Genomic DNA, 25,598 nt, shown 5'->3' with positions numbered 1-25,598 from the left:
GTCATCCCTGGGCGGAGCAGCCGCGAAGCGGCGTCGCGGAGACCCTGGGATCCATTCCGTGACCTCAGTCGTGGAGTGCAGCGGTGCAGAATTCTGCACCGTAGCAACGCTTCCGAGTCCCGGCATGGATTCTAGGGTCTGCGCCGCGTCGCTTCGCCCTAGAATGACGAAGCCAATGTGCGCTTCGGCCATCACCAGCGCCGCGAAATTACCGCGCCAACCCGAAGATCGCGTCACAGTCGAGGTGGCTCTCCAACTCGGCCGCGACGTCGTCCAGCGCCCGTTCGACTTCGGCGCGGTAGTCGATGCCGGCGCCCTTTATGCCGAGGCTTTCCAGGAATTTTCCGCGAAACGCGTCGGCGCCGAACAGGCCGTGCATGTAGGTGCCCAAGACCTTGCCATCAGCCGAGATCGCGCCGTCTGCGACGCCATTGATGATCGCCGATGGCCGCATCGTGTCGGGGCCGGTGGTGCGGCCGAGATGGATTTCGTAGCCTTCGAGCGGCAGATCGAATTGCACCGAGCGGGCGCTGACATTGCGCACCGTCTTCTCCGGCTCCATCACCGTTTCAATATCGAGCAGACCGAGCCCTTTGGCGTCGGTGACGCTGCCTTCAATGCCGTCAGGATCGCGCACGCTGCGCCCAAGCATCTGATAGCCGCCGCAAATGCCGACGACATGGCCGCCGCGCTTGCGATGCGCGGCAATATCCCGGTCCCAGCCATTCTCGCGGAATCTCAGGAGATCGCCGATGGTCGACTTCGAACCTGGAATGACCACCAGCCCGGCATCGGCGGGCAGCGGCTTCCCAGGCGGCACGAACACGACCTCGACCTGGGGTTCGGCCTTGAGTGGATCGAGATCGTCGAAATTAGCGATGCGGCCAAGCATCGGCACCGCCACCCTCAGCGCGCGCGCCGCGCCGGACGCCAGCCGTTCCAGCACCACCGAATCTTCCGAAGGCAGCCGCGCCGCCGCCTTCAGCCACGGCACCACACCGAAGCAGCGCCATCCGGTGAACTTCTCGATCGCCTTCAGACCGTCATCGAACAGCGAGACATCGCCGCGGAACTTGTTGATGAGGTAACCGACGATCAAGCGCCGGTCTTCTTCCGGCAGGATCAGATGAGTGCCGGCGACGGAAGCGATGACGCCGCCACGATCGATGTCGCCGACCAGCACCACCGGCACATCAGCACGCGTGGCAAAACCCATATTGGCGATGTCGCGGCTTCTGAGGTTGATTTCAGCCGGCGAGCCGGCGCCCTCGACGATCACCAGATCGGCGCCCTCGCCGACCTTGCCCCAGGAGTCCAGCACGGCGTCCATCAGCCGGCCCTTCAGCGCCTGGTAGTCGCGCGCACGCGCCTCACCAAACACCTTGCCCTGGACGATGACCTGCGCGCCGACATCGGTCTGCGGCTTGAGCAGCACCGGGTTCATATGAACCGACGGCGCCACCCCGCAAGCGATCGCCTGCAGCCACTGCGCGCGGCCGATCTCGCCGCCGCCATTGTTGCTGTCGCCGGGAATGTCGGCAACGGCGGCGTTGTTCGACATGTTCTGCGGTTTGAACGGCCGCACCTTGAGGCCACGCTTCTTCGCGGCGCGGCAAAGGCCGGCGACCAGCACCGTCTTGCCGACATCCGAACCCGTGCCTTGCAGCATGATCGCTTTGGCCATCAGCTTTGGCCCTGCGCCGCGGTTCCGGTGATCGTGGATTTCTGCGCCAGCGGCCCGCCGCGCCAGATGTAGAGCGCCAATAGCGGCTCGTTGCCGGTGCGCATGGCGTGGTTGACATTGGAAGCGTGGTGGATGACCTCGCCGGCCTCGCGCTTGCGAAACCCACCCTCGCCCATACGCCATTCCGTGCCGCCGGTCAGCGGAATGTAGATTTCCTCGGCGACATGGTGGTGGTCGGGATAGACGATCCCGGGCCCGAGAATCAGCAGGCCGGCGGCCACCTCGTCATTGGCGAAATGGCCACGCGTGCCGAACACTTCCAGCCAGCCATAATTGTCGATGAAAGCCTTGCCGAAATCGGCCTCGGTGTACGTCTGCCCCCAGCGCAATCCATTTCGATGCTCTGCCAGCCACTGCACCAGCGGTTGCGCAGCTATCGACGCCAGGTCCGCCGCGCGATCGAGATGGCGCAGGCAGCCGAGCGGATACGGCGCCAACGGGCGTGCCGGCATGTCCCAGCCGATGCGGGCCACGGCGTCGCGCACCAGCGCGTCGTCCACGGAAGCGAGATAGGCATGGAATCGCCCCAGCAGTTCATCGAATTTTGTCGTCACATCTCGCTCCGGACATGCATTGGCGCACAGCCGCTCCGCAGCGGGTCGGGTTGCGCGGCGGCATCATTGGTCTAGATTGATGCGCGCGCAAAGCCAAAAACGACAGGCCAGCGGGCTAGCTGGCATATAGGGAGAGAACGCCATGGACGCCGCGGTCGATGCGAGCACCAGCCAGTTCGAACTCAACGAGGAACAGCGCGCCATCCAGGAGATGGCGCAGGCCTTCGCCGCCGACCGCGTCGCGCCGAACGCGCTCGACTGGGACCGCAGGAAGCATTTCCCGGCCGACGTGATCCGCGAGACCGGGCCACTCGGCCTCGGCGGCATCTATGTCAGGGACGATGTCGGCGGCTCCGCGCTCGGCCGGTTCGACGCCGTGCTGATCTTCGAGGCGCTGTCGCATGCCGATCCGGGCTTTTCGTCTTTCATCTCGATCCACAACATGGTGGCCTCGATGATCGACCGCTTCGGCAATGAGGAACAGCGCCAGCGCTTCCTGCCGAAGCTCACCTCCATGGAATGGCTGGCCAGCTACTGCCTGACCGAGCCGGGCTCCGGCTCGGATGCCGCGGCGCTGAAGACACGCGCGGTGAAGAGCGGCGGCGATTATGTGCTCAACGGCGCCAAACAATTCATCTCGGGCGCCGGCGACAGCGATGTCTATGCCGTGATGGTGCGCACCGGCGCCGACGGGCCGAAGGGCATTTCCACCATCGTCGTGCCGAAAGACGCGCCCGGCCTTTCCTTCGGCGCCAACGAGCACAAGATGGGCTGGCATATGCAGTCGACGCGCCAGGTCATCTTCGAGGACTGCAAGGTGCCGGCGGAAAACCTCTTGTCGGGCGAAGGCGCCGGTTTCGGCATCGCCATGGCTGGGCTTGATGGCGGCCGGCTGAACATCGCTGCCTGTTCGCTGGGCGGCGCCCAGTCGGCGCTCGACAAGGCGCTGTCCTACACCGCCGAGCGCAAGGCCTTCGGCTCGAAGATCAACCAGTTCCAGGCGCTGCAGTTCAGACTGGCCGACATGGAGACCGAGTTGCAGGCGGCGCGCATCTTCCTCTATGCCGCCGCCTCCAGGCTCGACCGCAAGGCCCCGGACGCCGGCAAATGGTCTGCCATGGCCAAGCGCTTCGTGACCGACACCGGCTTCAACGTCGCCAATAATGCGCTGCAACTGCTCGGCGGCTATGGCTACCTGCATGATTACGGCATCGAGAAACTGGTGCGCGATCTCAGGGTGCACCAGATCCTCGAAGGCACCAACGAGATCATGCGCGTCATCATCGCGCGGGCGCTGATTGGCCGCTGAAGCCAGCAAGAATTTGGGAGAGAGACAATGACGACGATCGCCTTCATCGGCCTTGGCAATATGGGCAATCCGATGGCTGCCAATCTGGTCAAGGCGGGCCATACGGTGCATGGTTTCGACCTCGTGCCGGAGAATCTCACCGTTGCACGCGACCACGGCATCGTCGTCATGGCCAATGCACCTGCCGCAGTGAAGGACGCGGACGTGGTGATCACCATGCTGCCCGCCGGCAAGCACGTGCTGTCAGTCTATGAGGACATCGCGCCCAAGGCCAAAAAAGGCGCGCTGTTCATCGATTCCTCGACGATCGACGTCGAGTCGGCGCGCAAGGCGCATGCGATTGCCGCCAAACACGGCCTGCTCTCCATCGATGCACCGGTCTCGGGCGGCACCAGCGGTGCCGCGGCCGGCACCCTGACCTTCATGGCCGGCGGCGCCAACGACGCCTTCGCCGCCGCCGAGCCGGTCCTGAAGCCGATGGCCGGGCGCATCGTGCATTGCGGCGGCGACGGCGCCGGCCAGGCGGCAAAGATCTGCAACAACATGATCCTCGGCATTTCGATGATCGGCGTTGCCGAGGCCTTCGTGCTGGCGGAAAAACTCGGCCTGTCGCATCAGGCGTTGTTCGACGTCGCCTCGACTTCTTCGGGCCAATGCTGGTCCTTGACCACCTATTGCCCGGTGCCCGGCCCGGTGCCGACCTCGCCCGCCAACAGGGATTACAGACCGGGCTTTGCCGCCGCCCTTATGCTGAAAGACCTGAAATTGTCCCAGGAAGCAGCCCAGGGCGCGGGCGCCGTGACCCCACTTGGCGCCGAGGCGGCGCAGCTCTATGCCCTGTTCAACGCCCAGGGGCATGGCGGCGCCGATTTCTCCGGCATAATTAATTTTCTCAGGGGTAACCCAGCGTAATCCACGGATTTCATAGGTTTTTTCCGGATCTGCCCGGCAGAAGAACCGTAAATTTAGATTTGCTTAAGCTCTCGATAACTCTGCGGTAACGATGTCCCTATAAAACGGACAGCGAGGCGGACATATCGCATCCGCCCGGCGCTCCGGATCAGGTCTCGCGTACCGGAGCCCTTAAGTTTCGACAAGTGCCCATAAGTTTCGCAAATTGTTTGAGTAGCGAAACGCCATGCGTATCTGGCAAAGCCGCGTTCCCGATGGAGCGCGGTTTTTGCATTTCTGCCGTGCCCGCTCCAGGCCCATGTCTATATTCCGATCGCCGCGTTCGGGATTGGCACGTGATCTTCGTTGGTCAGCACGATCGGCGCGTCCACCCCATCCACCCTGACCACGAGCAGGCGGATGCTCCAAATGCCGGCATTGCGGACCAGATGGGAAAACACGGTGGCTTTGCCCTTGGCGCCGTGGACGGGAATGCTGAACTGGGCGTCGCCGGTGCCATTGGCGCTGACGTTGAGATGGCCGCCGACCCAGAACTTGTCGGTCACGTCGTCTCCAATGGCAGCCTTCACGCGGGTATCGGAACGCACGGCGTCCATGGTCATGTGGTAGGCATCACTGCCTTTGAACATGAAGGGGATGCTGCCGACTGCTGTCGCACAGCCCCCGATGCTGAGCACCCAGACGGCAAGGCCGGCGATTGCCCAGTTGCGCTGCGTCTTGCGGAACTGCTCCGCGTCACGCCAGGCCCGGTTCTGCCAGGCCCAGCGGCTGCCGCGTGCGCCGAGCACGAAGATCATGACGAGGTTGACGACCGGGATCAGCGCCAACAGCGCGATGAACGTGCTGTTGCCGATGCCCCAGATCCAGTTGAGGAAAAACGCGCCCCAGTTCCAGCGATCGAGCTCGGCCGGAATTTCTGCCGGCTGGTTGAGCGGTTGTCCGGCCATCATGTCCCCCATCGGTGCGTATACCGATTGGTTCTAGCCCATGATCTCGCCGCTGAGCAAAATCAAAGTTCCGCGGGGCCTATTTCAAGCCTTTGACGAAAGCCGGCGAAAATTCGCCTTCACCGCGCGGCTGGCCGGCTTTAGCGCGGCGCTGATCGACCGTTCTGCCGCGACACCATTGAACAGTGACGGTGTGCGGCCGGAAAGGAGTTCTGGCCAGAACCGCGAAGCCGACTGCAGGAACGACATTTGCGCCGCGAACGCGCCCTCGGCGATTGCCGCGGTCTTCTCGTTCACCGCACGCACGGTTTCGGTCCCCCAGGGCTGGCTGCTGCCGGCATCCATCGCCATCAAAGGCAGACGCATCATCGCCACCATCGGCGCGAGCATCAGGTCAGCGCCGATGCCGGCCGCTTCATGCGCGCGTCGGCTCTTGCCGGGTTTTCTCATGGAAATGAACCCCTTGTCGCAGCCGGATGGCGGCTGCCCCACACACTACGCGCGGAGGATGAAGTTTGTTCCCATCGCGGCAGTATGTTTGTCGAGGCCGGGCGTTCCCTCCAGGCCACACCCGGCCGAGGTTCGCCTTATCGCTTGCGCAGATCGGCCTGCGCCAGATCCAGCGCCTTGCCGATACGCTCGCAGGCCATGTCGATCGTATCGCGGGTCCAGATCAGCGGCGGCGACAGGATCATCGTGTCGCCGGTGGCGCGCAGCATCATGCCGTTGGCGATGGCATGGTCGCGCACCGTCACCGCCGCACTTCCCGATGGCAGGAAGCGTTCCTTGGTCGCCTTGTCCTTGACGATCTCGATCGCGCCCATCAACCCGATCGAACGCACCTCGCCGACCAGCTCATGCCCGGCGATGCGCTCCTGCAAGGCCTTGGCGAAATAAGGCCCGGTGTCGTTCCTGACGCGGTCGACCAGGCCTTCCTGCTCGATGATCTCCAGGTTCTTCAAGGCGACGGCACAAGCCACCGGATGCCCGGAATAGGTGTAGCCGTGGTTGAACTCGCCACCCTTCTCGACCAGCGTCGAGGTGATGCGGTCGCCGACCAGCAGTGCCGACAGCGGCTGGTAGCCCGAGGTCAGCGCCTTGGCCGTGGTGATGGTATCGGGCTCGATGCCGAAGGTCTGCGCGGCGAACCATTCGCCGGTGCGGCCATAGCCGGTGATGACCTCGTCCAGCATCAAAAGTACATCGTATTTGCGGCAAATGCGCTGCACTTCGGGCCAGTAGCTCGCCGGCGGGATCTTGACGCCGCCCGCGCCCATCACAGGCTCGCCGATGAAGGCCGCGACCTTGTCGGCGCCGGCCTCGAGGATGGCATCCTCGACCGACTTGGCCGCGCGCAGGCCGAAATCATGGTCGCTCTCGCCGGGCAGCGCCAGCTCATAGGCATAGGGCATCATCACATGGACGATGTTGGGCACCGCGCCATTGAGCTGCTTGTGCATGGCGTCCATGCCGCCGAGCGACGTGCCGGCGATGGTCGAGCCGTGATAGGCCATCTTGCGCGAGATGATGCGGTTCTTCTCCGGCTTGCCCTCGATCACCCAGTAGTGGCGAACAAGACGCAATGCCGTGTCGTTGGCCTCCGAGCCGGAGGAGCCGTAGAAAACCTGGTTGACGTTCTTCGGCGCGATCTCGGCCAGCTTCTTGGACAACAGCACCGGCGTCGGCGTCGAGCATTTGAAGAAGGAATTGTAGTAAGGCAGTTCCTTCATCTGGGCGTAGGCGGCCTCGGCCAGTTCGTCGCGGCCATAGCCGATGTTGACGCACCACAGGCCGGCCATGCCGTCGAGCAGCTCCGCCCCTTCGGAATCGTAGATGAACGGGCCCTTGGCGTGGGTGATGATGCGCGAACCCGCCTCGCGCAATTCCTTGTGGTCGGTGAAGGGATGGAGATGATGCGCGGCGTCGATCTGCTGAAGCTGCTTCAGCGAATAATTCTGATAGGTCATGTCTGATTCTTTCCTCTGGATTCAAGCCGGCAGGAGCCGGGGCGAATGCATCAGAGGCTGGCAGGCGGTGAATAACCGATGCGGGCGCACAGTCGCAAAAGCTCCGCGCGCAGCGTGCGCGGCGACGGTGTCACCGCGACCCCGAACGTGCAGACAAAGGTCATAGCAGGAGCCATGCAGGGCACCTTAGAGCAAAGGCTGGCCAAGGTGAACCACCCTTTGCCTGGCCCATGACAGAATCCTTCTAGGCCTTGGCGCCTAGCGCCCGCTGCAGGAAGACATATTTCATCGCCGTCTGCGCCGCCTGCGGCCGGCGGTCGCCGCGTCCGCCATGGCCGCCTTCGGTTTCCTCGAAGAACAATGTCCTGGCATGGCCGGCCTCCTGCAGGCGCGCGGCCATCTTGCGCGCATGGCCGGGATGGACGCGATCATCGGCGGTCGAGGTCGTCAGCAGCACCGGCGGATAGGCGCTATCCGCCTTGACGTGCTGGTAGGGCGAATAGGCGGACAGCCATTTCGCGTCTTCCGGCTGCGACGGATCGCCATATTCGGCCATCCACGAGGCGCCGGGCGGCAATTCGGTGTAGCGCAGCATGTCGAGCAGCGGCACCTCGATGATGACGGCGCCGAACAGCTCCGGGCGCTGTGTCAGCGAAACGCCAGTCAGCAGGCCGCCATTCGAGCCGCCCTGGATGCCGAGCGAGCTGGCCGTCGCGATGCCGCGCCTGACGACGTCCTCGGCCACCGCGGCGAAATCGTCAAAACCGTTCTGGCGATTGCCTTTCAGCGCCGCCTGGTGCCAGGCTGGCCCGAACTCGCCGCCGCCACGGATGCAGGCCTGCACATAGGCATTGCCCTTCTCCAGCCACAGCCTGCCGCGCACGCCGGCATAGCCGGGCAAGAGCGGCACTTCGAACCCGCCATAGCCGTAGAGCAGCGTCGGCACCGGCCCCTTCTGGTCGCGCCGTCTGACGACGAAATACGGGATCATCGTGCCGTCCTTCGAGCGCGCTTCGAACTGCTCCGAGATCAGCGGCGCGGCATCGAAGCGCGCCGGCTGCGACTTCACCGTCTCCAGCGTCTCGCCATCATCATCCGACCAGATGATCGAGCTCGGCGTCAGGAAATCGGTGAAGGAGAAGGAAACGCTCGAGCCGAAATGCTCGGCATGGCTGATGCCGACAGTGCCGTTCTCAGGCAGCGCGACGGGTTTCAGCGACCAGGCGCCATCCCTGCGCTCGCAGACGAGGACCTTGCCGCGCACATTGTCCATCAGGCTGATGAGCAGCCGGTCCTGCGTACGGGCAATGCCGGCGATCGAGACGCGATAGGCCGGCGCCAGCAAGGTTTCGATGGCGCCGAAACTGCCGGTTTCGATCCAGTGCGCGAAATCGAGCGAATAGAGCCCGTCCGGCTGGCACACCGTGCCGTCCGGCGCCGTCCATGGCGTGCGCACCCCGAACACCAGCTGGTCCTTGAAAAGCGATGTGTCGGTGGCGTCGTCGGGCAGCGGAATGCGCCTGTTCTCTCTGGACGGGAGGTGCAGGAAACTGTGCGATGCGAAGAAATCGATCGCCCGCGCCAGAAACACGTGGCGCTTCTCGCCGTCGAACTCGACGCCGGCGCCGGCGGCGAGATCGTCTTTTTGCGCCTCGAAGATCGGCGTCGCTTCTTCCAGCGCCGTGCCGCGTTTCCAGAGTTTGATCACGCGCGGATAGCCGGACTCGGTCTTGTCAGCGTCCTCGAAGGCCGCCGAGACGATGACCGTATCCTTGTCCAGCCAGCCGAAACCCGATTTCGACGCCGGCGCGCGGAATCCGCCCTCGATGAACGATCTGGTTTCGATGTCGAATTCGCGCATCTCGCTGGCGTCGCCGCCATCCGGCGACATCGACAGCAGGCAGCGGCTGAAATCCGGATAGAGCCGGCTGGCGCCGCTGAACACCCATTTTATCCCCTCCTTCGCCGCAAGCTGGTCGAAGTCGATGATCGTTTCCCAGACCGGCTTCTGGGTCTTGTAGGAAGCGACCGTCGTGCGGCGCCACAGGCCGAGCGCATTGGTCTTGTCCTGCCAGAAATTATAGACATAGCCGGCGATTGCCGCGCCGACGGCGATGTTGTCCTCGGCCGTCATCAGGTCGAGCGCCGTCTGGAACGACGCCTCATAGGACGGATCGCCCTGCAATTGGCCTGTCGTGATTTCGTTCTGGCCATGCACCCAGTCGAGAGACTGTTTGCTGGTCCTGTCCTCCAGCCAGAGGAAGGGATCCGCGGTGCCGGCTTCTGGCTTGGCGATGGGCTTGGTCATGGAATCTCCAATAGGCATGCTTCGGCATGCAACATCGACATGCCGCGTCCGATATTCAATAGCCGCGGCATCTCTGCAGAGGATTCAGGCCTTCCCGCGACCGGCGACGCTCGCGACCGCCAGCGCCAGGCACATGAGGCCAAGCGTGATCGGCAGGCCTCTCGCGCCCAGCATATCCATGGCGCCGCCGGCCAGTGGCGGCACGGCTATGCCGCCGACGCCCCACATCAGCGAGAAGGCGGCGTTGCCGGCGACCAGTACCGAGCCGGTGAAGCGCTCGCCAAGCTCGATGATCGACATCGTGTAGATGCCGTAGGACACGGCGCCCCAGACAAAGATCATCGGCCAGATCAGCGGCGTTTCGATGAGCAGCGGCAGCAGGACACACCCCAGCACCGTCAGGCAAACACAGGCAAGCCGCACCAGGCGTGCGGTCAGCCTCTCCGCCAGCAGGCCGAGCGGCACCTGCATGGCGATGTTGCCGGCGATCATCATCGACAGCAGCGCCGACATGCGGACTTCCGCAATGCCATAATGGGTGCCGTAGACCGGCAGAAGCGCCAGCGCTCCCTGCTCGAAACCAGCGGCCACGATGACCGCGAACAGAAGCAGCCACGCCATCGGCACGAAGCCCAGAACGGAAACCCGATGCCCGGCCTCGTCCACCTTCGGCAGGCGCGGCAGCACCGAGGCCAGGCAGATGCCGCACAGCACGAAGGCGCAGATGCCGACGAGGAAGGGCGCCCACCCCTGCGTGCCGACGGCAAGCAGGCAGAGCGGGCCGGCCGCGAATCCGGCCGAGATGATCGTCGAGTAGACGCCCATGATGCGGCCGCGCCGGGCCGGTGGCGCCAGTGCGATCACCCAGATTTCGCTCAACACATAGAGCGGGTTGGTCACCACGCCGATCAGGAAGCGCAGTGGAAACCAGAGATAGACATTCTGCGTCCAGCCGATCAGCGCCAGCACGATGGCCGAGAGCGCGGCGCAGGTGAGCGCGGTGCGCCCTGCCCCGAACCGCCGCGCCAGCCCCGGGATCAGCGGCGACGAGACGATAAAGCCGATCGGCGTCATAGCCGCCGACAGGCCTATCATCGCCGGGGAGACGCCCTGGCGTTGCAGGATGAAGCTCAACAGCGGATAGGACAGCCCCTGTGCGATGGCGAACACCGAGACCGTCGCGATCACGCCGGTGATCGCCGCCCATTGCATTGCTTCGCCAGTTTCCGAATCCGTCGCGGCCATGGTCCTACCGTTGGTGCCCGGCAGGATTAGCGGTTCGGCCAAACAGCGGTAAGCCCCGCCGGCGAAAAGCGCTTGCTCCAGCCATATCCATGTCAGGAAGCCCGGCGTTGCGAAGAGCGGTACAGAGCGAAGACGATTAACACCGCGTCGAGACCGGCGATCACCACGGGCAGGCCCAGCGGGCCGATGCCTTGCATCAATAGGCCGGCGCCTGGCGGGCCGACAATGCCGCCAACGCCCCACAGCAAGGCGAAGGCCGCGTTGCCGGTGACGAGCAGCGTGCCTTTGAAGCGGCTGCCGAGTTCGACCAGCGCCATCGTATAGACGCCGTAGCCGACCGCGCCCATCACCAGCAGCACGCCCCATATCAGCGGCGTGGTGATCAGCAGCGGCAGCAGCGCCGCGCAAACCATTGTCGCGACCGCGCAGGCCACGATCATCGGGCGGCCGCCGAAGCGCTCCGCCAGCAGGCCAAGCGGAATCTGCAGCAGGATGTTGCCCAGCGACAGCGCCATCACCAGTGCGGCGAGCACGGCTTCCGGCAGGCCATAGCCGGCGCCGAAGACCGGGACCAGCGCATAGGTGCTTTGCTGGACGGCGGCCGAGACCAGCACGGCCAGCAACAGCGCCGGCGCCAGCCGGGCAAAGCCGACAAAACTGCCGGCGGGCTGGCCGTCATCCTCGAACCCCGCAAGCTTCGAGGAGACAAGGCGCAGAATGACCGCGCAAAGCACGAAGCCGCCGATGCCGACGCTGAAGGGCGCCCAGCCCGACGTGCCGACGAAGGTTAAGGTGAAGGGTCCGGCCGCATAGCCGGCACCCATCAGCGTGTTAAACACGCCCATCACCCGGCCCCGCCGCGAAGGCGGCGCCAACGACAGCGCCCAGACCTCGCCGAGGATATAGAGCGGGTTGATGACGACGCCGATGACGAAGCGGATGACGTACCAGGCCACCCAGTTCTGCAGATAGCCGATCGCCAGAAAGCACAGCGCACCGATCAGCGAGCATCCGACCGCCAGGTTGCGCGCGCCGACCAGCCGCACCGCCGCCGGCACGAACGAGGCCGACAGGATCAGCCCGAGCGGCATCATCGCCGCCGACAGGCCGATCAGCCCGGGCGACATGCCCTGCTTCTGCATCAGCAGCGTGAACAGCGGCGAGCTCAGCCCTTGCGCGGCGCCGAACATGGCAAGTGCCGCGGTGACGCCGGCGAGCGCTGCCCACTGCGTTCCCGCTTCGCCTTCGCTCGAGCCGGTTGCCACCATTGCGTCATTCCAGGTGAGGTGCCGGCTGACCTTCCCGCCGGCAAGCGTCACTAGCTACGGGTTCAATCCCGGGAAAGAAAGGGCCGGCAAGCGAAATCCGCTTGCGCCAACACCACGGTGATCAGGTGATGTCGCGGCCACGCGTCTGCCGTTCCGGCATGTCGCTTCCCTCGCCCTAGTGGTCGCCGCCTCCGCAATGGCCGGCTGGCCGCCGGTCCATTATGCCGCCCGCTGTTCGCATCGTACGAGGACCATCATGACCGCCGCCTTACACCCCCTAGAACCGGCTTTGGCGCCCGACCGTGCCCGCCGTGGCGGCCGCGCCGGAAAACGCGCCGGAGGCTCGGCGGCTTTCGAGCAGCCAGCTTTCCGCCAGTTGAAGAATCCGCTGACGCCGACCAGGCTGGTGTCGGACGACGAGCTGGAATCGATCCACCTCGCTTCCTTGCGTGTGCTCAGGGAAATCGGCGTCGACGTTCTGCACGACGAGGCCCGCCGCATCATGAAGGCGCATGGCGCCGATGTCCGCGAAGGTTCGGAGCGGGTGCGCTTCGACAGCGACATGATCCTCGATTTGATCTCGAACTGCCCGTCGGAATTCACGCTGCATGCCCGCAACCCTGCACACAATGTCCGCTTCGGCGGCAACAATGTGATCCTGTCGATGATGGCGTCAGCGCCGAACTGCTCCGACATCGATCGCGGCCGCCGACCCGGCAACCAGGCTGACTACCGCAACTTCCTGCGCCTGGCGCAGATGCACAACATCCTGAACTGCACGGGTGGCTATCCGGTCGAGCCGACCGACATCCATCCGTCGGTCCGCCACCTCGAATGCATCCGCGACCTCGCCACGCTGACCGACAAGGTGTTCCACATCTATTCGCTCGGCAAGGAGCGCAATGTCGACGGCATCGAGATCGCCCGCATCGCGCGCGGCATCAGCCACGAGCAACTGCTCGAGGAGCCGTCCGTCTTCACAATCATCAACACCAATTCGCCGCTCAAGCTCGACGTGCCGATGATGGAAGGCATCATCCAGATGTCGAGCAAGGGCCAGGTCGTCGTCGTCACGCCCTTCACCTTGTCGGGCGCCATGGCGCCGGTCACCATCGCCGGCGCGCTGGTGCAGCAGAATGCCGAGGCGCTGTCCGGCATCGCCTTCGCCCAGATGGTGCGCAAGGGCGCGCCGGTCGGCTATGGCGGCTTCACCTCCAATGTCGACATGAAGTCCGGCTCACCGGCCTTCGGCACGCCCGAATATATGAAGGCGCAGCTCGTCGGCGGCCAGCTTGCCCGCCGCTACAACATCCCCTACCGCACCTCCAACACCTGCGCCGCCAACACCGTCGATGCGCAGGCGGCCTATGAGAGCGTATTCTCGCTGTGGGGCGCCATCCAGGGCGGCGGCAATCTGATGATGCACGGCGCCGGCTGGCTCGAGGGCGGCCTGCGCTGCTCCTACGAGAAGACCATTCTCGACATCGACCTGTTGCAGATGGTGGCCGAATTCCTCACCCCGCTCGACCTGTCCGAAGAGGCGCTCGGTTTCGACGCCATCCAGTCGGTCGGCCCCGGCGGCCACTTCTTCGGCACCCAGCACACGCAGGACCGCTACAAGACCGCCTTCTACTCGCCGATCCTGTCCGACTGGCGCAATTTCGAGACCTGGGCGGAAGCCGGCTCGCCGACGGCGCTGGAAAAGGCCAACAAGGTGTGGAAGGAACGGCTGGCGTCCTATGACGAGCCCTACATGGACCCGGCGATCCGCGAGGAGCTCAACGATTTCGTCCAGAAGCGCACGGCCGAAGGCGGCGCGCCGACCGATTTTTGATCGTTTTGTATTGTTGATGAACTGATCCTTCGAATGGATTTGATGAACAGTCGACCCCCACTCCGTCGAGCTGCGCTCGACACCTCTCCCCCGATCGACGGGGGAGAGGAAAGGCGCGAGCGTGCAACGGCTGGCTCCCTTCCTCTCCCTCCGGAGGGGGGAGAGGTGGCGCCGCGAAGCGGCGACGGAGTGGGGGAAGGCGTTCATGAAACGCGCAGTCGCCGCAAAACAGGCACAACTGAGCGAGCGCGCAACCTTCGGCAAGCGGGCAATCAAGCAGAGGCATTGCTTTGGCTTGAACTGAAGGGACGCAGGCTCGGCGGCTATCGCTTCACACGTCAGTTCTCCATCGGCCCGTTTTTTGCTGACTTCGCCTGCCGCGAAAAATGGCTCATCGTCGAAATCGATGGACACCAACACGCCGACAGTTCCTATGACCGCCGCCGCGACGATTTCATGCGCGCTCAAGGCTATTCGATCCTGCGTCTTTGGAACCATGAAGTTCTGAAAAATCGTACTGCCGTCTGTGAAACCATTCTTGCCGCCCTTGACGGCAGGTTGGCTGAAGACACGGTCGCCTCCGATCTCCGCTTTGTCTTCACGCCGCACTCAGCCGATTCAATTTCTCTAAAAACGGACCTATCTTCATGAAATCCCATGTAAAAGCGGTTGTCATCGGCGGCGGCGTCGTCGGCTGCTCGGTGCTCTATCACCTGGCCAAGGCCGGCTGGACCGACATCATGCTGATCGAACGCTCGGAACTGACCTCCGGCTCGTCCTGGCATGCGGCGGGCGGCTTCCATACGCTGAACGGCGACCCCAACGTTGCCAAGCTGCAGGCCTACACCGTGCAGCTCTACAAGGAGATCGAGGAAATCTCGGGCCAGTCCTGCTCGCTGCACCTGACCGGCGGCGTGATGATGGCCGATACCCCCGAACGCATGGACTTCCTGCGCCTTGCCCACGCCAAGGGCCGCTATCTCGGCATGGACACCGAGCTGATCACGCCGTCCGAAGCCAAGGCGATGTTCCCGCTGATGGACGAGAAGAACTTCGTCGGCGCCATGTGGGATCCGGTCGAAGGCCATCTCGACCCATCCGGCACCACCATCGCCTACTCCAAGGCGGCCAAGAAGCTCGGCGCCGAGATCGTGCTGCGCAACCGCGTCGTTGATCTGACGCAACAGCCGGACGGCACCTGGAACGTCGTCACCGAGCAGGGCACGGTCCACGCCGAGCACGTCGTCAATTGCGGCGGCCTGTGGGCGCGCGAGATCGGCCGCATGGTCGGCGTCGAGCTGCCGGTGCTGGCCATGGAGCACATGTATCTCCTCACCGAGCCGATGCCGGAGGTCGAGGAGTTCAACAAGTCGACCGGCCGCGAAATGATCGGCGTGCTCGACTTCAAGGGCGAGATCTACACCCGCCAGGAACGCAACGGCATCCTGCTCGGCACCTATGAAAAGGCCTGCAAGCCATGGTCGCCGGTCAATACGCCCTGGGATTTCGGCCATGAACTTCTGCCGCCGGATCTCGACCGCATCGCGCCGTCGCTGGAAATCGGCTTCAAGCATTTCCCCGGCATCGAGAAGGCCGGCATCAAGCAGATCATCAACGGCCCCTTCACCTTCGCGCTCGACGGCAATCCGCTGGTCGGTCCGGTGCAGGGCCTGACCAATTTCTGGTGCGCCTGCGCCGTCATGGCCGGCTTCAGCCAGGGTGGCGGCGTTGGCCTGGCGCTGTCCAACTGGATGGTGCATGGCGATCCCGGTTTCGACGTCTGGGGCATGGATGTCGCCCGCTTCGGCGAATGGGCCGGCCTGCGCTACACCAACGCCAAAGTCCGCGAAAATTATTCGCGCCGCTTCTCCATCCGCTTCCCCAATGAGGAACTGCCGGCCGCGCGCCCGGCGCAGACGACGCCACTCTACGACACGATGCTCGCCAACAACGCCGTCATGGGCGATAGCTGGGGTCTGGAAACCCCGCTGTGGTTCGCACCGAAGGGCAAAGAACCCAAGGACATCGTCTCCTTCCATCGCTCCAACGATTTCGGACCGATCGGCGAGGAAGTGCGCGCCACGCGCGAGCGCGTCGGCGTCACCGAGATCGCCAACTTCGCCAAGTACGAAGTGTCGGGACCGGGCGCGGAAGAGTTCCTCAACCGGCTGATGACCAACCGCATGCCGAAGACCGGGCGCATCGTGCTGACCCCGATGATCAACGAATTCGGCAAGCTGATCGGCGACTTCACCATCGCCAAGGCTGGCGAAGACCGCTTCATGATCTGGGGCTCTTCAGCCGCGCAGAAATACCATATGCGCTGGTTCGAGAAGCATCTGCCGAAGGACGGTTCGGTGCGCATCCACCGCTTCGACCAGACGCTGGTCGGCCTGTCCATCGCCGGACCGAAATCGCGAGACCTCTTGCAGAAGCTGGTCGATGTCGACATCTCGACCAAAGCCTTCCGCTTCATGGATTTCCGCGAAATGGCGGTCGGCGGCGCGCCCTGCATGGTCAACCGCATCACCTATACCGGCGATCTAGGCTACGAGATCTGGATGGCGCCGGCCTATCAGCGCCTGGTCTACAAGGCGATCAAGGACGCCGGCGAGGAGTTCGGCCTGGTCGATTTCGGCATGCGCGCTTTGCTGTCGATGCGCCTGGAAAAGAACTTCCCGACCTGGTTCCGCGAGTTGCGGCCGATCTACGGGCCTTTCGAAGGCTCGATGGACCGCTTCATCAAGCTCGAGAAGAACGACTTCATCGGCCGCGAGGCTGCCGCCAAGGAACAGGCGGAAGGGCCGAAACTGCGTCGCGTCTCCTTCATCGTCGACGCCGCCGATGCCGACGTGATGGGCGACGAGCCGATCTGGGCCAAGGTCAGCAAGGACTACGGCACGGTGGAAAAGCCGCATGGCTATGGCGCGCCGCGCTTCGATGACAAGGGCGCGGAAGTGCGTGGCTCCAAGGCCGCCGAAGGCGCGTCCGCCGTGCGCGGCATCGTCGATGGCGACTGGCGCGTGGTCGGTTGGGTGACGTCGGGCGGCTATGCCCACTATGTCCAGAAGTCGATGGCGCAGGGCTACGTGCCGGCGGCATTGGCCGAGGACGAAAGCGCCGGCCTGTTCGAGATCGAGATCCTCGGCCACCGGCGTCCGGCCCGCATCAATGTCGAGGCGCCTTTCGACCCGAGCGGCGAGAAGATGCGGACCTGAGGCTTAGCCATGGACAGCGCGGCGCCAAAGGGCAGTTTCGGCCGCCATCGCAAGATCATGCCTTTCGAGCTCGGCTCGATCGAGGAATTGCGCGAAGGCTCCCGCCAGAAGGCGGCGTCGCTCAACCAGCATGTGCTGGGCTATGGCGTTCAGGCTGAAGCGGAATGGGCGGCGGCAGGCATTGCCGCCCCCGATCTTCCGGCGATGCGCAAATACCGGCTGGAGCGCATCCGCGCGGAGCTGAAGCGGCGCGGCTATGCCGGCGCCCTGCTCTACGACCCCGTCAACATCCGCTACGCCACCGACTCGACCAACATGCAGCTGTGGGTGGCGCACAACCCGACGCGGCATTGCTTCGTCGCCACCGAAGGCCCGGTGGTGCTGTTCGATTATTTCTCCTGCGAGCACCTGTCCGACCATTCCGGCGTCGTCGACGAGGTGCGCCCGGCGGTCTCCTGGATGTACCTCTATGGCGGCGAACTCACGGACCAAAAGGTCCGCCGCTGGGCCGCCGGCATTGCCGATCTGGTGAGGGAGCATGGCGGCGGCAACAGCCGTATCGCCGTCGACCACCTCAATCCGGAAGGCGTCGAGGAACTGGCGCGCCTCGGCATCTCCATCGGCAATGGCGAAGCGGTGATGGAGAATGCGCGGCTGATCAAATCGCCGGACGAGATCCTCGCCATGCGCCGCGCCATCGTCGCTTGCGAGGCGGCGATGGGCGAGATGGAACAGGCGCTGAAGCCGGGCATCTCCGAAAACGAACTCTGGGCCGAACTGCATCGCGGCAACATTGCGCGCGGCGGCGAATGGATCGAAACGCGGCTGCTGGCGTCAGGCCCGCGCACCAATCCGTGGTTCCAGGAATGCTCGTCGCGCGTGATCGAGGCCGGCGACCTCGTCGCCTTCGACACCGACCTGATCGGCCCCTACGGCTTCTGCGCCGACCTGTCGCGCACCTGGCTGTGCGGCGACGCCAAGCCGACCAATGAGCAGCGTGACCTGTTCCGCATCGCCGCCGACCAGATCGAACACAACACGCAATTGATGCAGCCAGGCATCTCGTTCCGTGAGCTCGTCGAACGCTCGGTGGTGCCGCCGGGAGATTGCTTCCCGACACGCTACGGCGTGCTCTACCACGGCGTCGGGCTGGCCGACGAATACCCGACCCTGCCGCATGCCAGCGACTGGACGCCGGACACGCCCGACGGCGTGCTCGAAGCAGGGATGGTGGCGTGCGTGGAAAGCTATATCGGCAGGCTTGGCGGGCGCGAGGGCGTCAAGATCGAGGAGCAGATCCTGATCACCGAGACCGGCAACCAGCAGCTTTCAACCTACCCGTTGGACACGAGGCTGCTCGGCTAACCCGGCAAGGGCTTCGCGCATGGCCCGGACGCTCTTTTCCGGCGTCGTCCTTGCGGTGATGAACGGCAGGCCCTTGCGCCGTGCCGTCCAGCCGACGATCGCCACCTTGCGCGCCGCCGACTCGAAACGCTGCGCCAGCGCCCAGCTCTCGCAATCGATTGCGGCTATGTCAGCCCTTCCCTCGGCGACGGCAACGATCGAGCCGCGATGGCCACCGCTTTCGCTGCGCGAGGAAAAGATATCGAGGCTCTCGCCGGCCGCCTGCAGATCGCGCGTCAGCCCGATGGTGCCCGACATCGAATCCAGGCTGTTGAAGGTGAAGCGCTTACCCCGCATCAGGTCGAGCGGCAGCAAGGCCTTGCCGTCGGCGGGCGAGCGAACCTCCGGCCCCTCGCCCGTCCGCATCACCAGCGCGCTTGAATAAAGCTCGCCCTGCCCGCCTTCATAGGCGTCATAGCTTGGTTGGCCGACCACTTGCACATGGCTGGACAGGCCGAGTTCCATCGGCCCCCAGCAGGTCTGCGCGAACAGCAGCTCCGGATGCAGCCAGAGCTTGTGATAGTCGAGTTCGTCCGGCGGCAATGTCGCCGGGTCCGGAGCGATCAAGGCTCCCTCGGCATCGTGAATACCGCCCGGCACCGGCGGCAGGTCGCCATTGCGGCGCACGATGGTCTGCGGCGCGTCGATTCCCTTTTGCCGGAAGGCGTCCCGCAAGCCTGCCCATTGCGCGTCGACCTCGCCGCGCACTTCGGGCCAGTCATACATCGGCAGGGCCGCAATCAGTTCACTCATGCCGATATCAAATCATCACGTCTGGAGAAAGGATCGCAAAAACGCGGCGTCCAATCAGAATTGGCCGACACGGAACCGAGGGATACCCAAATTATTCCTTGGGTGGCTCGGCCGGCACCGGCGCGGTGCCGAGCCCATTGATGTTGCGCGCCCGGATCCGTGGCTTGAACGCCCGGCCGTGCTCGGGCGCGCGCCGCAGCACCGGGTGTACGATCGGCTCCTTCGCCTTGAAGGCATAGGCTTTGATCAGCGCGAAGTAGTTCGGATAGGCGTAGCCATTGTTCATCCGCAGCCATTCGTCACGACGCTCGCGAAACAGTTTCGGCAGCCTGTACCAGGCCACGGTCGGCGTCTTGTGATGGACGAAGTGCAGATTGTTGTTGAGGAACAGGAACGACAGCGGCGAGCGCTCGATGATCACCGTACGGCCTTCCGGATGTTCGGACCACTGATGCTCGGCAAAGGTGCGGATCGCGATCAGCGACTGGCCGAGCCAGACCGGCGCCATAATGTAGAGCCACAGCGGAATGCCGAAGCCGAACTGCACGATCGGCGCCACGATGGCGAGGCCGATCGCATGCAGCAGCCAGGCTTTGCGGATCGCCTTGTCGCCGGCCATGATCTGCTTGAAATCGTCGATGAAGAAACCGACGCAGGACAGCCAGGGGCCGAGGAAGAAACGACCGGCCATGGTGTTGTTGATCTTGAGCAGGAACTTCATCGTCGGCGGCAAATCGTCATGATGCCACAGCGCCTTATAGTAGCTTTCCGGATCGTCGAGCGGATCGGTCAGCCGCTCGTCGGCATGGTGGCGCAGATGCAGCGTCTTGAAGCGGCGGAACGGCCAGACGAGACCAATCGGCAGGAAGACGAAGGCCTCGTTGATCAACGCGCTGCGCGTCGGATGGCCATGCAGCACTTCGTGCATGATCGACGACTGCAAGGCCAGGACAAAGCCGAGGAGAGCGAGAGCCACGATGGGATAGGAAGGCCAGAGCAGGAAACCGGTGGCGAGCCATGTTCCGTAGCAGAAGAAAGCGAGAACCACGGTCGGCCACTCGATGGCCGGTGCTGCGTTGCGTCGCTTGATGCTCTTGCCTGTCATGCTATCGACCACTGCCCCTCAGTCGCCGGAACCCCCAGTGGTTCCTGACAGCATAGTGTCAGGAGAAACGATTCCACTCAACGCGACAAAGTATACAAAATGTTGCGATTGCGCATTTCTGACCGCACATGTTACACATTGTAAACAGCCTTAGGGATTCATTTACGCCCGAGACGCCCTACCCGGCCGGTTCGGCGCAAATTTTTCCTCAAGATGCGGAGAACCGGGCGATGGACAAACGCGACCTGTCAGCAATCTTCCGGGAGCGTCTGAAGCTGCTCCTGACACGCTCCGACCTCAATCAGTCGGCATTCGCGTCAGCAGTCGGCATCGACCGCTCGGCGCTGTCGCAGCTGATGTCGGGCGCCTCGACGCGCCTGCCGCGTGCCGAAACGCTGCTCAACATCGCCGCCGAATTCAAGGTGTCGCTGGACTGGCTGCTCGGCCTCAGCCAGGACGAAGGCGTCACCGGCGAAATCCGCGAAAGCCTGGAGATCGAGGAAGCACCCGACGGTTTCGACCGCACGCTGCTCGCCAAATGGTTCGCGGAGGCAGCAGGCACCAAGATCCGCTACGTGCCGGCCGGCATTCCCGACCTGCTGCGGACCCGCGCGCTGGTCGACTACGAGGCCAACATCACCAACAGGAGCCGCCTGGCGCAGGCCAGCGAGACGCAGTACCGCATCGAATACAACCGGCGCCCGGAAACCGACATGGAAGTCTGCATGCCGCGCCACACGCTGGAGATCTTTGCGCGCGGCCTTGGCGTGTGGGACCGCTTTCCCGAGGCCGACCGCAAGCAGCAGCTCGCCCATATGGCGACACTGCTCGACGATCTCTATCCGACCTTCCGGCTGTTCCTCTATGACGGCCGCATGCGCTATTCGATCCCGCTCACCATCTTCGGCCCCTACCGCGCCGCCATCTATGTCGGCGACATGTATGTCGTGCTGAATGCCACCCAGCCGGTCCAGGCGCTGACCCAGCATTTCGACAATCTGATCCGCGCCGCCGACGTCAACCCGCACGAGGCCGCCGCCTTCGCCCGAAATCTGGCCGGCATGTCGTTCCCGTCAGGCTCTGCCTGATCGGCGGCAATCGCGGTTATCAGCAGATCGCCGCTGCAAATCATTGACTAGACATAAAGACTTCTTTATATCCTTATTTGAATTCGAAACACGAAAGCCAATCCGATGACGACGACCAATCCGATCGATGCCCTGCTGGCTGAAAAGGGTGTGCTGCTGGCCGATGGCGCCACCGGCACCAATCTGTTCGCGATGGGTCTGGAGGCCGGCGAGGCGCCGGAGCTGCTGAACGAGACGGCGCCCGACACCATCACCAGCCTGCACCAGAATTTCGTCGATGCCGGCGCCGATATCATCCTGACCAACTCCTTCGGCGGCACCCGTCACCGGCTGAAGCTCCACCATGCGCAGGACCGCGTCCACGCGCTGAACAAGCGCGCCGCCGAGATTGCTCGGGCCGTTGCCGACAAGGCCGGCCGCAAGGTGATCGTTGCCGGCTCCGTCGGCCCGACCGGCGAATTGCTGGTGCCGCTTGGCGCCATGACCTATGACGAGGCGGTCGACGCCTTCGCCGAGCAGATCGAAGGTTTGAAGGAAGGCGGCGCCGAAGTCGCCTGGATCGAGACCATGTCGGCGCCCGACGAGATCCGCGCTGCCGCCGAAGCGGCGATCCGCGTCGGCCTCCCCTACACCTATACCGGCTCCTTCGACACCGCCGGCCGCACCATGATGGGCCTGCTGCCGAAAGACATCCATGGCGTCGCCGACGGGCTGTCGCAGGCACCGCTCGGCGTTGGCGCCAATTGCGGCGTCGGCGCCTCCGATATCCTCGCATCGCTGCTCGACATGACCGAGGCGAAGCCGCAGGCGACGGTGATCGTCAAGGGCAATTGCGGCATCCCCGAATTCCGCGGCACCGAGATCCATTATTCCGGCACGCCGGAACTGATGGCCGACTATGTGCGCCTCGCTGTCGATGCCGGCGCCAAGATCGTCGGCGGCTGCTGCGGCACGTCGTTCCAGCACCTCGCCGCCATGCGCAAGGCGCTCGATGCCCACACCAAGGCCAGCCGTCCGACGGTCGAGACGATCGTCGAGCGCATCGGTCCGATGCGCAACAAGGTGGCGACGGAAAACACCGCCGAAACCAGCGAAGCCCGCCGCGAGCGTCGCCGCAGCCGGGCATGAAGCGATAGTCTCAGCTTATTCGCTGTTGTCGGCGTAGCTCGACTGCGCCGACTTGAAGTCGACCACATTGTCGCCGCGCATCGTCATCAGCGCACCGGACGCAGCCGGATCGGTGATCTGTTCCAGCATGGCGCGGAACCGGTCATTGGTCAGCGCCGACATGGCGGTGTGACGCGCCTGCGCGACATCGTCACTGATACGTCTGGATTCGGCCGACGGGGCTGAAGAAACCGTCGAAGCGTCTCGCACCGGCGGCGGCGAGTTGGCGATAGTTCTGATCTGCAATTCCGGCTCCCTCAAGCCCTGTAAACATGGCCGGTGTAACAAGAGGACATTGCGATCCGGTACCGGAAATACCGCGAAGTTTAACGATCATGCCGGAAAGCGCCATGCCCCAGGATCTGTTGAGATTCAGGTCAGGCCGAGTCGAAAACGATGGGTTCCGAGAACCGGAGCGGAGCGTACTTTTGGGTACGTGAGCACCGGAAGCGCAGGAAACCATCGTTTGCAGGCCGGCCTGACTTGAATATCGACGGATCCGAAAAAAGGCCGGCAAGGGAATGACCCCTCGCCGGCCTGCCTCACCCGCCCGTGGGCCGGTTTCCTCGTATCAGAACGATCCCATCTGAAGGAAACCGGCCGTCATCGCCACTACCGGTTATCGCCCAGCGCCGAGGCAAGGCGCACGAGTGAGAGGAACTCTGACCTGTACCCAAACGGGTCGGCTCCTCGGGCGGCAGTGGCAATCTCCATGATCTTGTCGTAGCCGAACTTCGCGGTGGCATCCTCGTCGCGCAGCTTCTGGCCGAACGCCGCGACCGCGACGGAGAAGCGCTGGTCGGTGCTGGCCTGGTCGAAGGACGCCACCTCGTTGGCCGAGGTCACCGGCGTGGTGATCAGCTTCGAAACGTCCTCGTTGGGCAGCTTGTAGCGGATCTTGACGAAGGCATATTCGTCCGCGTTGGCGACGCCGCCATTGTTGACCGTGGCCTGGCCATAGCGCAGCGGATCGATCTGCTCGCCGCCGCTGCCTTTCGGCGTGATCTCGTAGATCGCGGTGACCGAATGGCCCGAGCCGATATCGCCGGCATCGACGCGGTCGTTGTTGAAGTCCTCGCGGTTGAGCGCCCTGGTCTCGTAGCCGATCAGGCGATATTCCGAGACCTTGTTCGGGTTGAACTCGACCTGGATCTTCACGTCCTTGGCGATCGGGAACAGCGTCGAGGAGGCGTCCTCGACCAGCACCTTTTCCGCCTCGGCCAGCGTGTCGATATAGGCGGCGGTGCCGTTGCCGTTCTGGGCGATGGTCTGCATCATCTGGTCGTTCAGATTGTCGTGGCCGAAACCGAACACCGACAGGAAGACCCCGCTCTTGCGCTCCTGCTCGATCAGGCGCTTGAGATCGTCGTCATCGCTCTGGCCGACATTGAAGTCGCCATCGGTCGCCAGCATCACCCGGTTGACGCCGTCCTTGACGAAGGATTGCTGGGCAAGTTTGTAGGCTTCCTTGATGCCGGCCTCGCCGGCGGTCGAGCCGCCGGGCGTGAGATTGTCGATGGCATTGAGGATCTTGTCCTTTTCGGCCGCCCTGGTCGGCATCAGCACGGTGCCGGCCTCGCCGGCATAGGTGACGATGGAGATCGTGTCGTCAGCCCTGAGCTTGCTGACCAGCAGCCGGAATGCCGACTTGAGCAGCGGCAGCTTGTCGGGCTCGTCCATCGAGCCCGAGACGTCGATCAGGAACACCAGATTGGCCTTCGGCTGCTCGGTCGACTTGATGTCGAAGCCCTTGATGGCGACGTGCATCAGCTTGGTGTGCTCGTTCCATGGCGTCGGCATGACGCTGACGGTCGAGTTGAACGGTGTCGACGCCGAGTCCGGCCCCTTCCAGTCATAGGGGAAGTAATTGATCATCTCCTCGACACGCACCGTGTCGGCCTGCGGCACGGAGCCTTCCTTCAGCGAACGGCGCACGAAGGAATAGGAGGCGGTGTCGACATCGATCGAGAAGGTCGAGACCGGATCCTCAAGCGCGGCATGCACCGGATTGGTCTTGAAATCCTGGACGCGGTTGCGGTTCTCCTCCTGCGGTGCGACCTGATCCGCCGGCGCGATGGTCGGCTGAGGTGCCATCAATTTGGAGTCGGCTCCCGGCACGCGAGCGACCCGTGACGCGTAGGGCGCGGTCCTGGTGCTACCATCCAACGCGAATTCACCTGTTGGTGCAGGTGCCGGCTTGTAAGCCTTCAAAGTGCCCGCCTCGGTTTCGTTGATTGTTGCCGGAGCATCAGCCGGCACACCACGCCCCAGTGCATTCTGCCGTGCCGCGCCGCCAACCGCGGTCGATTCGGATTTCGGTGGCGAGGCCGGCGCCACAAGCGCGTCGGTCGCGTCGCGGCTTTCCACATCCGCGTCGGCCTTCTTGTCCTTCTCCAACCCGGTTGGAGCCTGCTTCGGCTCGGCCGGCTTCAGGGTCGCCGGCTTGTCGGCCAGCGTCTCGGTAATCTTTTCGTCGCCGCCGAATTTGGACGGCTGTTCCCTCAGCATATGGAAGGTGGCGTATCCGGCGATCGGCAGGGCGACGAGCCCGGCAATGGCCGGCGTGGCGATGAGTTTCTTTTGCATGATCTCGCTCCAGAGCTTTTGTGCTCGCTCTGTGAGACGAAGGCCGCCGACCGATCCTTGGGTCACGGCGGAAATATTTTCCTGGTCGTAGGCACGCATGGCGGCTTCGAAGGCGCGCGCCTTCGCGCTCTCGCCCGGCGCCGGTGCTGCGATATCGCGCAGCCTGTTGAGTTCGTTGTCGTCGACCAT

The 25,598-nt window shown here is 64.0% G+C and carries 20 protein-coding genes; 8 read left to right on the top strand and 12 right to left on the bottom strand.

Going from position 1 to position 25,598, the window contains the following annotated elements; all coding sequences use genetic code 11:
• Positions 1–208: 208 nt before the first annotated feature.
• Both JG746_RS17780 and JG746_RS17775 read right to left on the bottom strand, forming a co-directional pair.
• Positions 209–1,684 carry a cobyric acid synthase gene (locus tag JG746_RS17780; RefSeq protein WP_202353995.1) on the bottom strand — a complete coding sequence of 492 codons (1,476 nt, stop codon included), beginning with the start codon at positions 1,682–1,684 and terminating at the stop codon, positions 209–211.
• Positions 1,684–2,298 (bottom strand): dimethylsulfonioproprionate lyase family protein, encoded by a 615-nt coding sequence (locus JG746_RS17775; RefSeq protein ID WP_202353994.1) that lies wholly within the window; start codon positions 2,296–2,298, stop codon positions 1,684–1,686. Before JG746_RS17775 ends, JG746_RS17780 begins: the two co-directional genes overlap by 1 nt.
• Positions 2,299–2,440: 142 nt before the next feature.
• On the opposite strand from JG746_RS17775, the gene JG746_RS17770 reads away from it, so the two are divergent.
• Together JG746_RS17770 and mmsB are read left to right on the top strand one after the other, a co-directional pair.
• Positions 2,441–3,607, top strand: a complete 1,167-nt coding sequence (locus tag JG746_RS17770; protein WP_202353993.1) for an isobutyryl-CoA dehydrogenase — start codon at positions 2,441–2,443, stop codon at positions 3,605–3,607.
• Positions 3,608–3,634: 27 nt separating this feature from the next.
• Positions 3,635–4,519, top strand: coding sequence for a 3-hydroxyisobutyrate dehydrogenase (mmsB, locus tag JG746_RS17765; RefSeq protein WP_202353992.1), 885 nt, complete (start codon positions 3,635–3,637; stop codon positions 4,517–4,519).
• 302 nt (positions 4,520–4,821) lie between these two features.
• Here the strand turns inward: mmsB and JG746_RS17760 are convergent, their stop codons facing one another.
• The 6 genes from JG746_RS17760 to JG746_RS17735 all read right to left on the bottom strand — a co-directional run bounded on the left by JG746_RS17760 (position 4,822) and on the right by JG746_RS17735 (position 12,254).
• A complete protein-coding gene (locus tag JG746_RS17760; protein ID WP_202353991.1) occupies positions 4,822–5,466 on the bottom strand; it encodes a cytochrome c oxidase assembly factor Coa1 family protein in 645 nt (214 codons plus the stop codon).
• Positions 5,467–5,550: 84 nt separating this feature from the next.
• Entirely contained in the window at positions 5,551–5,916 is a 366-nt protein-coding gene (locus JG746_RS17755) for a hypothetical protein (protein WP_202353990.1), read from the bottom strand.
• A 137-nt stretch (positions 5,917–6,053) separates the two neighbouring features.
• Positions 6,054–7,433 (bottom strand): aspartate aminotransferase family protein, encoded by a 1,380-nt coding sequence (locus tag JG746_RS17750; protein ID WP_202353989.1) that lies wholly within the window; start codon positions 7,431–7,433, stop codon positions 6,054–6,056.
• 244 nt (positions 7,434–7,677) lie between these two features.
• Positions 7,678–9,741, bottom strand: coding sequence for a prolyl oligopeptidase family serine peptidase (locus JG746_RS17745; protein WP_202353988.1), 2,064 nt, complete (start codon positions 9,739–9,741; stop codon positions 7,678–7,680).
• 84 nt (positions 9,742–9,825) lie between these two features.
• Positions 9,826–10,986 (bottom strand): MFS transporter, encoded by a 1,161-nt coding sequence (locus JG746_RS17740; RefSeq protein ID WP_202353987.1) that lies wholly within the window; start codon positions 10,984–10,986, stop codon positions 9,826–9,828.
• 92 nt (positions 10,987–11,078) lie between these two features.
• The gene (locus tag JG746_RS17735; RefSeq protein WP_202353986.1) at positions 11,079–12,254 is read right to left on the bottom strand and encodes an MFS transporter; all 1,176 of its coding nucleotides are present in this window, start codon (positions 12,252–12,254) and stop codon (positions 11,079–11,081) included.
• A 256-nt stretch (positions 12,255–12,510) separates the two neighbouring features.
• On the opposite strand from JG746_RS17735, the gene JG746_RS17730 reads away from it, so the two are divergent.
• The 4 genes from JG746_RS17730 (at position 12,511) to JG746_RS17715 (ending at position 18,671) form a co-directional block, all read left to right on the top strand.
• Entirely contained in the window at positions 12,511–14,088 is a 1,578-nt protein-coding gene (locus JG746_RS17730; protein ID WP_202353985.1) for a trimethylamine methyltransferase family protein, read from the top strand.
• Between the two features lie 165 nt (positions 14,089–14,253).
• Positions 14,254–14,739 carry a DUF559 domain-containing protein gene (locus tag JG746_RS17725; protein WP_202353984.1) on the top strand — a complete coding sequence of 162 codons (486 nt, stop codon included), beginning with the start codon at positions 14,254–14,256 and terminating at the stop codon, positions 14,737–14,739.
• Entirely contained in the window at positions 14,736–17,306 is a 2,571-nt protein-coding gene (locus JG746_RS17720) for a GcvT family protein (RefSeq protein ID WP_202353983.1), read from the top strand. The genes JG746_RS17725 and JG746_RS17720 overlap by 4 nt, the downstream gene beginning before the upstream one ends.
• A 9-nt stretch (positions 17,307–17,315) precedes the next feature.
• A complete protein-coding gene (locus JG746_RS17715) occupies positions 17,316–18,671 on the top strand; it encodes a M24 family metallopeptidase (RefSeq protein WP_202353982.1) in 1,356 nt (451 codons plus the stop codon).
• Here JG746_RS17715 and JG746_RS17710 read toward each other — a convergent pair.
• Positions 18,636–19,463, bottom strand: coding sequence for a phosphate/phosphite/phosphonate ABC transporter substrate-binding protein (locus tag JG746_RS17710; RefSeq protein WP_202353981.1), 828 nt, complete (start codon positions 19,461–19,463; stop codon positions 18,636–18,638). The genes JG746_RS17715 and JG746_RS17710 overlap by 36 nt on opposite strands.
• 91 nt (positions 19,464–19,554) lie before the next feature.
• On the bottom strand, positions 19,555–20,568 hold the full coding sequence (locus JG746_RS17705; RefSeq protein ID WP_202353980.1) for a fatty acid desaturase: 1,014 nt from the start codon (positions 20,566–20,568) through the stop codon (positions 19,555–19,557).
• A 230-nt stretch (positions 20,569–20,798) separates the two neighbouring features.
• Here JG746_RS17705 and JG746_RS17700 point away from each other — a divergent pair, with 230 nt between their 5' ends.
• Both JG746_RS17700 and bmt read left to right on the top strand, forming a co-directional pair.
• On the top strand, positions 20,799–21,656 hold the full coding sequence (locus JG746_RS17700; protein ID WP_202353979.1) for a helix-turn-helix domain-containing protein: 858 nt from the start codon (positions 20,799–20,801) through the stop codon (positions 21,654–21,656).
• Positions 21,657–21,761: 105 nt separating this feature from the next.
• Positions 21,762–22,784, top strand: a complete 1,023-nt coding sequence (gene bmt / locus JG746_RS17695; protein ID WP_056573454.1) for a betaine--homocysteine S-methyltransferase — start codon at positions 21,762–21,764, stop codon at positions 22,782–22,784.
• Between the two features lie 15 nt (positions 22,785–22,799).
• Here the strand turns inward: bmt and JG746_RS17690 are convergent, their stop codons facing one another.
• Both JG746_RS17690 and JG746_RS17685 read right to left on the bottom strand, forming a co-directional pair.
• Positions 22,800–23,069, bottom strand: coding sequence for a hypothetical protein (locus tag JG746_RS17690; protein ID WP_202353978.1), 270 nt, complete (start codon positions 23,067–23,069; stop codon positions 22,800–22,802).
• A gap of 366 nt (positions 23,070–23,435) precedes the next feature.
• Positions 23,436–25,598 (bottom strand): YfbK domain-containing protein, encoded by a 2,163-nt coding sequence (locus JG746_RS17685; protein WP_202353977.1) that lies wholly within the window; start codon positions 25,596–25,598, stop codon positions 23,436–23,438.

This window comes from Mesorhizobium sp. 113-3-3 (genome assembly GCF_016756495.1).
Taxonomy (GTDB): domain Bacteria; phylum Pseudomonadota; class Alphaproteobacteria; order Rhizobiales; family Rhizobiaceae; genus Mesorhizobium.
Note: the sequence above shows the minus strand (reverse complement) of the source record. Positions and strands in the feature narration are given on the sequence as shown.

Coding starts and splice junctions, on each gene's coding strand:
- JG746_RS17780 (WP_202353995.1), bottom strand. CDS start 1,684: ATGGCCAAAGCGATCATGCTGCAAGGCACGGGTTCGGATGTCGGCAAG.
- JG746_RS17770 (WP_202353993.1), top strand. CDS start 2,441: ATGGACGCCGCGGTCGATGCGAGCACCAGCCAGTTCGAACTCAACGAG.
- mmsB (WP_202353992.1), top strand. CDS start 3,635: ATGACGACGATCGCCTTCATCGGCCTTGGCAATATGGGCAATCCGATG.
- JG746_RS17760 (WP_202353991.1), bottom strand. CDS start 5,466: ATGGCCGGACAACCGCTCAACCAGCCGGCAGAAATTCCGGCCGAGCTC.
- JG746_RS17755 (WP_202353990.1), bottom strand. CDS start 5,916: ATGAGAAAACCCGGCAAGAGCCGACGCGCGCATGAAGCGGCCGGCATC.
- JG746_RS17750 (WP_202353989.1), bottom strand. CDS start 7,433: ATGACCTATCAGAATTATTCGCTGAAGCAGCTTCAGCAGATCGACGCC.
- JG746_RS17745 (WP_202353988.1), bottom strand. CDS start 9,741: ATGACCAAGCCCATCGCCAAGCCAGAAGCCGGCACCGCGGATCCCTTC.
- JG746_RS17740 (WP_202353987.1), bottom strand. CDS start 10,986: ATGGCCGCGACGGATTCGGAAACTGGCGAAGCAATGCAATGGGCGGCG.
- JG746_RS17735 (WP_202353986.1), bottom strand. CDS start 12,254: ATGGTGGCAACCGGCTCGAGCGAAGGCGAAGCGGGAACGCAGTGGGCA.
- JG746_RS17730 (WP_202353985.1), top strand. CDS start 12,511: ATGACCGCCGCCTTACACCCCCTAGAACCGGCTTTGGCGCCCGACCGT.
- JG746_RS17720 (WP_202353983.1), top strand. CDS start 14,736: ATGAAATCCCATGTAAAAGCGGTTGTCATCGGCGGCGGCGTCGTCGGC.
- JG746_RS17715 (WP_202353982.1), top strand. CDS start 17,316: ATGGACAGCGCGGCGCCAAAGGGCAGTTTCGGCCGCCATCGCAAGATC.
- JG746_RS17710 (WP_202353981.1), bottom strand. CDS start 19,463: ATGAGTGAACTGATTGCGGCCCTGCCGATGTATGACTGGCCCGAAGTG.
- JG746_RS17705 (WP_202353980.1), bottom strand. CDS start 20,568: ATGACAGGCAAGAGCATCAAGCGACGCAACGCAGCACCGGCCATCGAG.
- JG746_RS17700 (WP_202353979.1), top strand. CDS start 20,799: ATGGACAAACGCGACCTGTCAGCAATCTTCCGGGAGCGTCTGAAGCTG.
- bmt (WP_056573454.1), top strand. CDS start 21,762: ATGACGACGACCAATCCGATCGATGCCCTGCTGGCTGAAAAGGGTGTG.
- JG746_RS17685 (WP_202353977.1), bottom strand. CDS start 25,598: ATGGTCGACGACAACGAACTCAACAGGCTGCGCGATATCGCAGCACCG.